This is a genomic window from Frankia sp. CcWB2, from assembly GCF_977927585.1.
In genome coordinates, this window is the sequence record NZ_CDWRCM010000008.1 from 16739 (window position 1) to 27307 (window position 10569).

A 10569-nucleotide genomic window follows, 5' to 3' on the forward strand; every position below is an offset into this window, starting at 1 on the left:
CCGGCGGGTCAGCCGCCCTGGGCGATCGTGATCGAAAGAATCTTCGGCTTGCTCGCCGGGGCACCGTCGGAGCCGCCGCCCTCGACGCCGGGCCCGGTGAGCTTGTCGAGCACGTCGAGTCCCTTGGTGATCTTCCCGAAGACGGTGTAATTGCCGGCGAGCGCCGCCGCGCCCTGCGGGGTCGGGTTCTGGTAGTTGATGAAGAACTGACTGCCGTTGCTGTCCGGCAGTTGGCTGTGCGCCATCGCCAGCACGCCTCGGTCGTAGGTCACGCCCTGGGTGTTCTCGTTGGCGTACCCGTACCCCGGGCTGCCGTTGCCGGTGCCGGTGGGGTCGCCGCACTGCAGGACCGAGATGCCCGCGTCGGCGCCTCCGGTCTGGCGGTGGCACGCGGTGCCGTCGAAGTACCTGGCGCCGGCGAGCGTGCGCAGGGTGTGCACCGTGCATGGTGCCTTCTGAGCGTCCAAGGCGGCCGTGATGGTGCCGGCGCCGGTGGTGATCACCATTGTCGCCGGGGACGTGTCGATGGTGGCCGCGGCCGCCGGCAGGGTGGCGCCGCGGGCCGGGGTCTCCCCGTTGGAGGTGTAGGTGCACTGCCCGACCCTGCTGGTCTGCCGGGGGGCGGCCGATTGTGTTGGCTCGGTCGCGGTGGGTGCGGTCGCGGTGGGTGTGGTCGTGACACCGGCGGCGGCCACGTCGGGGTGGTCGTCCTTGCCGGTGAGCAGGATCGCGGCGATCGTCGACGCCGCGACGACGATCGCGATGAATCCGGAGACGACCGCGAGCCGCTGCTGACGGCGGCGATGGGCGAGCCGGCGCCGCTCCGTCTGTCGGGCCGCCCGGGCCTCGGCGAGCTCGCGTTGACGTCGCTCCCTCGAACTGGCCACCGTCGCCGGCCTCCCTCGCTTCTGATGTGGTCTGCTGCTTCTGGCATGGTCTGGTTCTGGTGCGGTCTGGTTCTGGCGTGGTCTGTGCACCGTAACCGGTGAGCGGCGGATCGCCCCGCATGGTGCCTGCCGGGGCGGGTGCCTACCGGGCCGGGAGCGGACCGGTGAGCGGGCCGGACGGCTGGTAGCGTTACCGCAAAGCACAATGCGGTACCGATCAGAGGCTGACGCGATTCCATGCTCGATAAGCGCTTTATCCGGGAGAATCCGCAGGCCGTGAAAGACGCGGTCGCGGCCAAAGGCATTGATCTGGATGTCGATGAACTGCTACAGCTCGACCGGGACAATCGCAAACTGCAGTTCGAGGTGGACGAGGCGCAGGCTCGGCGCAAGAGCTTCGCGAAGCAGTTCGCCGGGGCCGACGCGGCCCGGCGGGCCGAGCTGCGGGCCGAGCACGAGGCGTTCGACCGCCAGCTGAAGGACCTGCGCGAGCAGCTGGCCCGGACCGGGGCCCGGCTGTCCGAGCTGATGCTGCTGGTGCCGGGCATCCCGTGGCCGGGTGCGCCGGTGGGAGCCGATGAGTCGGCCAACGTGGTGTTGCGGACCGTCGGCGAGCCGCCGGAGTTCGACTTCACCCCGCTCGACCACACGGCACTGGCCGAGAAACGAGGGTGGGCGGAGTTCGCCCGGGCCCGGCGGGTCGCGGGGGAGCGGGCGTACGCCCTCGTCGGTGACATGGTCATGCTGGAGCGCGCGGTGCATTCCTATGCGCTCGACCTGCTGCGCGGGCTGGGCTTCATCCCTGTGTCGGTGCCCGCCCTGGTCCGGGAGGAGCCGCTCGTCGGCACCGGGATGCTACCCAAGGCCCGCGAGGAGATCTACGCGATCCCCGCTGACGGGCTTTACCTGGCGGGGACTGCCGAGGTGGCCCTTGTCGGCCTGCATGCCGGGGAGATTCTCGATGTGGGCCGCCTGCCGATCCGCTACGCCGGCATCTCGCCGTGCTTTCGCCGGGAGATCGGCAGCGCCAGCCGGGACGTCCGCGGTCTGCTGCGCGTCCACCAGTTCGAGAAGGTCGAACAGTTCGTGCTGTGCGCCGCCGACGAGGCCGAGTCGGCCCGCTGGCATGCCGAGTTGCTGGCCACCGCCGAGCGGATCCTGTCCGACCTCGGACTGTGTTACGAGGTCGTCGAATGCGCCACCGGGGACATGGGCGTCGGCAAGTTCCGGATGAACGACATCAACACCTGGTTCCCCTCGCTCGGCCGATTCCGCGAGACGCACAGCTGCTCGACGCTGCACGACTGGCAGGCGCGCCGGGCGAACCTGCGCTACCGCGACACCGACGGCACCGTGCGTTTCGCGCACACGCTCAACAACACCGCCGTGGCGACCCCACGGCTGCTGGCGGCGTTGCTGGAGAACTTCCAGACCGCCGACGGCGAGGTGCGCGTTCCCGAGGCGCTGCGGCCCTACCTGGGGGGCCGTGAGCTGATCTGAGGCATCCCGTGGCCGTGGCCGCGACGCGCCCGGGCGGCCCGGACCAGGGCGGGCCCGGCGACCGCCAGCCGGCGCGGGAGCCCGACTGACACGCGGCGTTCGAGCACCCGGTAGTCGGCGCGCTCGACCTCGTCGAGGATGCCCCGGTAGAGGACGAATGCCGTCCGCAGGCAGTCGCGTGAGGTTGGGTGCAGCAGGCGGATGCCGGGCTCGGCGGCGCGGAACAGCTCCCGCGCCCGGCTGATCTCGAAGGCCAGCAGCCGGCGGACCGGCCCGTCGACGATGCCGGCGGCCAGCTGCTCCCGGGTGACCCCGAACAGGTCCAGCGAGGTCCGGGGCAGATAGACGCGGCCGCGCCGCAGATCCTCGCCGACGTCGCGGATGAAGTTGGCGAGCTGGAAGGCCATCCCCAGGTCGCGGGCATAGGGCAGGGCGCTGTCGTCCACCGGCTCGAGGATCGGCACCATCTGCAGGCCGATCACCGCGGCCGATCCGTGCATGTAGACGGTCAGCTCGTCCCAGGTCGCGTACTCCGTCACGGTGAGGTCCATCGCCATCGAGGCTAGGAACGCCGCGAAATGGTCCGGATCGAGCTTGAAGCGGTGAATGGTGTCGACCACCGCAGGCAGCACCGAGACCTCCGCGCGGTGCCGGTCCCTCCCGGCGCCGACGATCTCGGCGCCGACGATCTCAGCGTCGGCGTCGACGGCGGGTGTCCCCGCCCGCAGTGCCGCGAGGAACCGGCCGCCCCACTCGTGCAGCCAGCGCGCCCGCTCGGCCTCGGTCAGCGTGGAGTCGAGATCGTCGACGATCTCGTCCGCGTAGCGGGCGAAGCCGTACAGCGCGTGGACGTGGGGCCGCTTCCACCCTGGCAGCAGCAGGGTGGCCAGGTAGTACATGCGGCCGTGGGCGGCATTGAGCGCCCGGGCCCGCGCGTAGGAGGAACGTAGTCGAGGATCGATGATTCCGGCCGCGTCGAGCTGACCCACGTTAGTCAGCGTAGCCACCCAGCGAGGCGAATATCGACGGCTCCCGTCCGATCGGGGCCGACCTGCCCCGGGACGTCCGGTCGACCCCCCTCGTCGGCGTCGATCCCTTCACGGAAGCCGGGACGCGAACGCCAGGGACGTCGCCGCCGCGGCGAATCCCAGCCCCAGGGACAGCCCGAGGAACCAGGTGGTGACCTCCCGGTATTCGGTCCGGTACCCGATCGAGCTACCGAGCCCCCGGTAGACCGAACGCAGTTCGTCGCCGGAGGTGGCCCGATGGTACGAGCCGCCGGTCTGCTCCGCGATGTCACGGAGCGCCTGCTCGTTGACCGGCACCGGCACCTCCTGACCGCCGACGTCGAGCGTTCCGTCGGCGGTGCCGTAGGCGATGGTGTCCACCGGGATACGGGCTTGCCGTGCCGTCTCGATCGCCTGGTTGTTCGGCCGCCCACGGGTGGTCTCCCCGTCGGAGAGCAGCACGATGGCGGCCGGAGGCGCGCTCTGCCCCGCGTCGGAGAACCGTTTGCCGGCGGTGGTGATCGCCTGGAGCGAGGCGAAGATCCCTTCGCCGACGGCGGTCGCGGGACCGAGCTGCAGGCCGCTGATGCCGGCGCGGACCGACTCGCGATCGGCGGACGCGGGCACCAGGACCGTCGCGCTGCCGGCGAACGAGACCAGCCCGAGGTTGATACGGGGAGGGAGCTGGTCGACGAATGCCGAGGCGCCCTGCTTGGCGGCCGCCAGCCGGGTCGGGGCGATGTCCGTCGCCGCCATCGAGTTGGAGACGTCGATCGCCAGGATGATCGTCGCGCGTTCCCGGGGAACCCGCTCGGCCCGCGCCGGTCGCGACAGGGAGAACACCAACCCGGCGAGGGTGAGCAGCAGCAGCGCCGCCGGGACGTGACGGCGCCACCACTGCGGTCGGCGGGGAAGCACCGAGGACAGCAGCGACGCCGACGACAGCCGGGCGGCATACACCCGCCGCCGCGCCGAGACCAGGACATAGGCGATCAGCAATGCGCCGACCCCCAGGTACAGCCACAGCCAGTGCCCGGCCAGGAAGCTCATCAGGTGCCTGCCCGACTGGTGGCGGGCGCCGCCGTGCCACTCTGGTTGGCCCGACCCACGGGCGGGCGGCGGCCGGCGCCCCGGCCGCGCCGGTTCGCCGAGGCGAACCGGACGATGTCGACCAGCCAGTCCGAGTCGGTGCGCAGGACCAGATGGTCGGCGCCGACCCGGCGCAACGCCAGCGAGACCGCGCTGCGGTGGGCGACGGCGGCCGCGGCGTAACGTTCCCGCAACCGCCGCGACGACGTCGGGACCTCGACGAACGCCCCCGTCTCGGCGTCCACGACGGGCAGCAGCCCGACCGGCGGCAGGGTCAGCTCGAGCGGGTCGACGATCTCGATGGCGAGCACCTGATGCCGCGCCGCGAGCACCCGCAGCGGCCGTTCCCAGCGCAGGTCGGTGGACAGGAAGTCGGAGACGACGACTGCGAGCCCGCGGCGCCGCGGCGGGTGCAGCAGGTCCTCCACCGCCGCGGCGAGGTTGGTGGCCGCCGCCGGGTCGGGCCGGCGGCGGGGCCGGTCGTGCGCGCCGCGAGGCGCGGTGATGAGCGTGTGCAGCAGCGCCCGCAGCCCGTCCCGGCCGGGACGGGCTGGGATCGCCCGTGGACCGGCCTGGGTCAGCGCGATCGCGCCCATCCGGTTGCCGGTGCGGGCGGTCAGGAAGCCGACCGCGGCCGTGGCGGCAATCGCCAGATCACGCTTCTGCCAGGTACCGGTGCCGAACTCGGTGCTGGCGGTGAGGTCCACCAGCGCCCAGGTCTCGAGCTCCCGGTCGGCGATGAGATCGTGGACGTGGGGGACGGTGGTCCGGGCCGTGACGGCCCAGTCCATCCGGCGCACATCGTCACCGACGGCGTACTCGCGGCTCTCGGCCTTCTCGCTGCCCTGACCGGGCAGCAGCCCGAGATGATCGCCGAGGAGCATGCCGTCGAGACGGCGGAGCACGGTCAGTTCGAGCCGGCGCAGGGTCCGCTCCACCGCCGGATCGGTCGCCGACATGGAGCCGGCCCGGAGCCGGCCCGCGGGGTCCGTCATCCGGGCGCACCTTGGTCGAGGTATTCCGGGAAGCCCGAACGCGGGTTCGTCCCCCACCCGCCGGCCTGCGGACCGGTGGGGTAGGAGGGGCCCTGCTGGCGGGGCGCCACCTGAGGCTGCGGAACCACGCCCAGGATCCGGGCGGCGATCGCGTCCGCGGTCAGCCCCTCGGCCAGCGCCTCGTACGAGAGCACCAGGCGGTGGGGCAGGACGTCCAGGGCGACCGCGGCGACGTCGTCGGGTACGACGTAGTCGCGCCCGCGCAGCAGGCCGAGCGCGCGGGCCGCCGCGACCAGTCCGAGCGAGGCGCGCGGCGAGGCTCCGTAGGCCAGGTGGCCCTCGAGCTCGGGTAGGCCCGCCTCGCCGGGGGACCGGGTGGCGAGCACCAGCCGGACGGCGAACTCGATGATGGCGTGATGGACGAACACCTCGTCGGTCCGGGTCTGCAGCCGGGTCAGCGCCTCCGGGGTCAGGACCCGCTCGGGGACCGGTGGCGAGGTGCCCATCCGCCGGACGATCTCGAGCTCCTCCGCCGGGTTCGGGTAGGGGACGTTGACCTTCATCAGGAACCGGTCCCGCTGCGCCTCCGGTAGCGGGTAGACGCCCTCGGATTCGATCGGGTTCTGGGTGGCCAGTACCAGGAACGGCTCGGGAAGCCGGTGGGTGACCCCGCCGAGCGAGACCTGCTTCTCCGACATCACCTCCAGCAGCGCCGACTGCACCTTCGCGGGTGCCCGGTTGATCTCGTCGGCGAGCACGAAGTTCGCGAAGACCGGGCCGAGCTCGACGTCGAACGTCTCCTGGCTCGCCCGGTAGATGCGGGCACCGACGATGTCGGAGGGCACGAGGTCGTTGGTGAACTGGATGCGGACGAACGAACCGCCGACGACGGTCGCGAGGGTCTGCACGGCCAGCGTCTTCGCGACTCCGGGCACGCCCTCCAGCAGACAGTGGCCCCGGGCGAGCAGGGCGACGAGCATGCGTTCGACCATCCGGTCCTGTCCGACGATCACTTTTTTGATCTCGAACAGGGCGCGTTCGAGCAGCGCCGCGTCCGACGTGGTGTCCGGTACGGCGAGGCCGGCCGGGCTGTGCCCTTCGTCCATGGCAGCATTGTCCCAGCCGCATCGTGGAACAGGGTGCCAAAGGACTCGGCACGGCCTGGCCGGATGCCTCTTCTAAGCCGCTCTTCAGCAACTTCTCGGCGCTGGGAAATGTCCGGGGCACCGGGGTGCCAGGCTGCCGGGGTGCGTCCCGGGTCAGCGCAGGGCGCGGGAACGGTAGCCCCGGTCAGCGCCGAGGATCCGCTCCGCGGCCAGCCGGCCGGAGATGAGGACCATCGGGACCCCGACGCCGGGCCGGGTGCCGCTGCCGGCGAACACGACGTTCGCGAGGCCCGGGGCCAGGTTCGAGGGGCGGAACGGGCCGGTCTGGCGAAAGGTGTGGGCCGCCGCGAACGGGGCGCCCGCCGCCATCCCGCGGGCCCGCCAGTCGGCGGGCGTGGTGACCTGCTCCACCTCGATGGCGTCGCCGAAGCCTCGGTAGCCGTGGCGTTCGCAGGTGGCGACCACCTCGTCGCGGTAGCGCGAGCGCAGCACCGACCAGTCGAGCGGGGCGGTGAGGTTGGGTGTGGGGAAGAGCACGTAGTACGTGTGGCCGCCGGCCGAGGCCATCGCGGGTTCGGTGCGTGAGGGGGTGGTGACGAGGAAGGACGGGTCGCTCATCAGCTCGCCGCGATCGATGATCTCGCGGAAGGTCGACCGCCAGGCCCGGCCGAAGTGGATGGTGTGATGCGCGGTGTGCGGGTACTCTACGCGCCCCCCGGCCAGCAGGAGGAAGCACGAGGGCGAGTACCGCAGGCGGCGCAGACGGGCCGGCGCCGTCGAGGGAGGCAGCAGTTCGGTGTAGGCGATCGGCAGGTCGGGGTTGAGCACCACCACGTCGGCGCCGATGCGCTCCCCCGCCGCGGTGTGCACCGCGACCGCCCGGCCGCCCCGCACCTCCACCCGCGTCACCGTGGTCTCGTAGCGCAGGGTGGCACCGTGCTTGGCCGCGGCGCCGGCCAGCGCCTCGGCAACGGCGTGCATGCCGCCGGTCGGGTGGTAGACCCCGGCGACGCAGTCCATGTAGGAGATGACGGCGTAGAGGGCCAGCGCGTCGTGCGGGGCGAGCCCGGCGTACATCGCCTGGAAGGAGAACATCTGTCGGGTCCGCGGGTCCCGCAGATGGCGGCCGACGACGGTGTCGAGCCGGCGGAAGCCGCCGAGGGCGGCCAGCCGGGCGAGCTGCGGGCGCAGCAACGACAGCGGGGAGTCGACCTGCGCGTCGATGAAGTGGCGCAGCTGGGTGCGGAACATCGCGGTGACGACGCCGACGAACCGCTCGAAGCCGGCCGCCTCCGCCGGGCCGCACAACGCCCGGATCTCCTGTGCGGTGTCGGCGGGGTCGGCGCGGATGTCCAGCGACGAACCGTCGGCGAAGAACCCCCGGTACATCGGGTCGAGCCGGGTCAGCGACAGCCAGCGGTCGAGATCCTCCCCGACACAGTCCAGGGCGTCGGCAATCAGCTCGGGCATGGTCAGGACGGTCGGTCCGGTGTCGAAACGATAGTCGCCCAGTGCGAGCAGGCCGGCCCGACCGCCGGGGGTCGCCTCCCGCTCGAGCACCGTCACCTGCCGGCCGGCGCCGACCAGGCGCAGCGCGACCGACAGACCGGCGAGACCGGCTCCGACGATGACGACGTGATCCGTCGCTCCGGTCACCGTGCGCACCTGCCACCTGCTTCCTGGTCGATGGTCTTCCTGGTCGATGGTGCGGTTAACCGAGGTGGTCAGTTGCTCAATGTGAGCGCGAAGTCGCCGCCATGGCGAGTTCCGTCAGGGCGGCGAGGGTCGTGACGTCCAGATCCGCCCGCCGCGCCGCCTCGACCGCTGTGGCGGTCCGGGCGGCGATCCGTTCCTCAGCGGCGGCCACCGCTCCGCTCGCGGCGATGATGTCGCGGGCCTCGGTGACCCGGGCGGCGCGAGCCGCGGGGTTCTCGGCGCGCCGGACCGGCGGGGAGACCAGAGCGCGCAGCCGGGCCGCCGCGGCCGGCTGCGCGCGGGTCAGCGCGAGCGCCAGCAGGCCGGTGGGCCGCCCGTCACGCAGATCCTCCCCGGTGGGTTTTCCCGTCACCGCCGGATCGCCGAACACGCCCAGGAGGTCGTCGCGGAGTTGGAACGCCTCGCCGAGCGGCAGGCCGAACGCCGCGTAGGCCGCCAACAGGTCCGGCGGCGCGCCTGCGAGCAGACCGCCGAGCTGCAGGGGACGGACCACCGTGTAACCGGCGGTCTTGTACCGGGCGATGCGGACCGCCCGCCCGGGACCGAGGCCGCCGTGCGGACCGGCCTCGGCCTGGCCGACGAGGTCGAGGTACTGCCCCGCCATCAGCTCGCTGCGCATCCGCCCGTAGGTGGGCCAGGCCCGGGCCAGCGCCTCGGGTGGCATCCCGCTGGCCGCGAGCAGTTCGTCGGCCCAGGCCAGGAACAGATCGCCGAGCAGGATCGCGGCCGAGCGGCCGAAGTCGGCGGGATCACCCCGCCAGCCGGCGGTCCGGTGGACCCGGGAGAAGCGCCGGTGCGCGGCCGGCCGGCCGCGCCGCGTGTCGGAGGCGTCCATGACGTCGTCGTGGACCAGCGCGCAGGCGTGCAGCAGCTCGAGGGCGGCGGCGGCGGTCACGATCTTGTCGCAGTCCGGGCCGTCCGCCCCTCGCCACCCCCAGTAGCAGAAGGCGGAACGCAACCGCTTGCCCTCCGCCAGCAGGAATTCGGTGGCGATGCGGACGAACGGGATCAGATCGTCGTCGATTCCGCACAGGATCGCTCCGCGCGAACCGGTGAAGCGCCGCAACACGGCGGAGACCCGCCGGCGCACATCCACCGTCGTGTGGTCTGGCACCGTCGTGTGGTCCGGGACCATCGTGTGGCCGGGGATCGGCGGGCGCCCGGGGTACCGTGCGGTGTGCCCGTGTTCGACACCGCCGTCGTCGTGGTCGCCGTTCTGCTGGTTGCCGCCGCACTGGGCGGATTGACCCTGTTGCGGCTGCCACCCGCGGAGCTGACTCACACTGTCGACGGTATCGACGCCGTGGAGGTCCTGGTGGCCGCCGGCCGCGTCGAGATCTCCGGGCGGGACCGCGAGGACGTGCACGTCGCGCTGACCGTGCGGCGCCGTCCCGGCCGGTCCGTGCCCGCGATCACGAGGGCCGGGACCACGCTGCGGATCGACGGCCGGGCCAGCGATGTGCGGGCCAGGCTGACCGTGCCGCCACGGGTCCGGGTGCGGGCTGAGGTGCTCGCCGGCGAAATCACGCTGTGGGGGGTCGGCGGTGAACTGTCCCTGGTCACCCGCGATGGCACCATCGCCGGGCGGGAGCTCGCGCGCGGTCCGGTCGCCGCGCGCAGCCGGGACGGCGACGTCAGCCTGCACTTCAGCGAGCCGCCGGACGGCGTGCGGGCGCAGAGTGAGACGGGCATGGTCACCGTCATGCTGCCCGAGGGCGAGTACGGGGTGGAGGTGGAGACCGCTGATCCCGGGGCGGCCGACGTGGAGCTGACCCCGTCGGCGCACGCGGCACGCCAAGTGGTGGCGCGCAGCGTGTCCGGGCGGGTGCGGGTCGGTCTCGCCGCGCCGCTGGGACCCTTGTCCATCGGACGTCCCTTGTCCATCGGACGTCTTTTGTCTGTCTGCCGTCTATGTGGGCTGTCCCAGCTGGTCCCGCCCAACGAGCCCGTTCCAGCCGGGTTGCCCACCCATGTTGGTGGACTCGACGGATCATGACCCTCGTGGGATCACGCTGGGGATTCGTGGGATCACGCCGGGAAAATGTTGCTGCCCGCTGTCGGGGCCTGATCGGTTGTGTTTCCGACCGGGGGTCCGTCCTCGATCGTGGCCACGCCCGGTCTACCCTCGTGCCATGGCGGCGGTCCGGAGTCTGAGCACGCAACCCACGACGATGGGCGAGTACCTCGCCACCGGTCGTGCCTCCTTCTCCTTCGAGTTCTTCCCGCCGAAGACGCCGGACGGCGAGCGGCAGTTGTGGACGGCCCTGCG

Annotated in this window: 9 protein-coding genes; 2 read left to right on the top strand and 7 right to left on the bottom strand. The window is 72.3% G+C overall.

What is annotated here, in order from left to right; genetic code table 11:
- Positions 1 to 8 precede the first annotated feature (8 nt).
- Entirely contained in the window at positions 9 to 887 is an 879-nt protein-coding gene (locus tag ACY45C_RS02070; RefSeq protein WP_462185975.1) for a peptidylprolyl isomerase, read from the bottom strand.
- Positions 888 to 1124: 237 nt separating this feature from the next.
- Between ACY45C_RS02070 and serS the strand changes: the two genes are divergently transcribed.
- Complete coding sequence (serS, locus tag ACY45C_RS02075) at positions 1125 to 2387, top strand: serine--tRNA ligase (protein ID WP_462185976.1); 1263 nt, start codon at positions 1125 to 1127, stop codon at positions 2385 to 2387.
- On the opposite strand, the gene ACY45C_RS02080 is transcribed toward serS, so the two are convergent.
- The 6 genes from ACY45C_RS02080 to ACY45C_RS02105 all read right to left on the bottom strand — a co-directional run bounded on the left by ACY45C_RS02080 (position 2360) and on the right by ACY45C_RS02105 (position 9435).
- Positions 2360 to 3394, bottom strand: a complete 1035-nt coding sequence (locus tag ACY45C_RS02080) for a phytoene/squalene synthase family protein (protein WP_462185977.1) — start codon at positions 3392 to 3394, stop codon at positions 2360 to 2362. The two genes, serS and ACY45C_RS02080, sit on opposite strands and share 28 nt — an antisense overlap.
- Positions 3395 to 3484: 90 nt before the next feature.
- Positions 3485 to 4444 (bottom strand): VWA domain-containing protein, encoded by a 960-nt coding sequence (locus ACY45C_RS02085; protein ID WP_462185978.1) that lies wholly within the window; start codon positions 4442 to 4444, stop codon positions 3485 to 3487.
- Positions 4444 to 5478, bottom strand: a complete 1035-nt coding sequence (locus tag ACY45C_RS02090; protein WP_462185979.1) for a DUF58 domain-containing protein — start codon at positions 5476 to 5478, stop codon at positions 4444 to 4446. Before ACY45C_RS02090 ends, ACY45C_RS02085 begins: the two co-directional genes overlap by 1 nt.
- A complete protein-coding gene (locus ACY45C_RS02095) occupies positions 5475 to 6584 on the bottom strand; it encodes an AAA family ATPase (protein WP_462185980.1) in 1110 nt (369 codons plus the stop codon). The genes ACY45C_RS02090 and ACY45C_RS02095 overlap by 4 nt, the downstream gene beginning before the upstream one ends.
- A 153-nt stretch (positions 6585 to 6737) precedes the next feature.
- A complete protein-coding gene (crtI, locus tag ACY45C_RS02100; protein WP_462185981.1) occupies positions 6738 to 8249 on the bottom strand; it encodes a phytoene desaturase family protein in 1512 nt (503 codons plus the stop codon).
- 67 nt (positions 8250 to 8316) lie between these two features.
- A complete protein-coding gene (locus ACY45C_RS02105) occupies positions 8317 to 9435 on the bottom strand; it encodes a polyprenyl synthetase family protein (RefSeq protein WP_462185982.1) in 1119 nt (372 codons plus the stop codon).
- A gap of 48 nt (positions 9436 to 9483) precedes the next feature.
- On the opposite strand from ACY45C_RS02105, the gene ACY45C_RS02110 reads away from it, so the two are divergent.
- Positions 9484 to 10296: a DUF4097 family beta strand repeat-containing protein gene (locus ACY45C_RS02110; protein ID WP_462185983.1), complete on the top strand. Its 813-nt coding sequence runs from the start codon at positions 9484 to 9486 to the stop codon at positions 10294 to 10296.
- Positions 10297 to 10569: the final 273 nt, after the last annotated feature.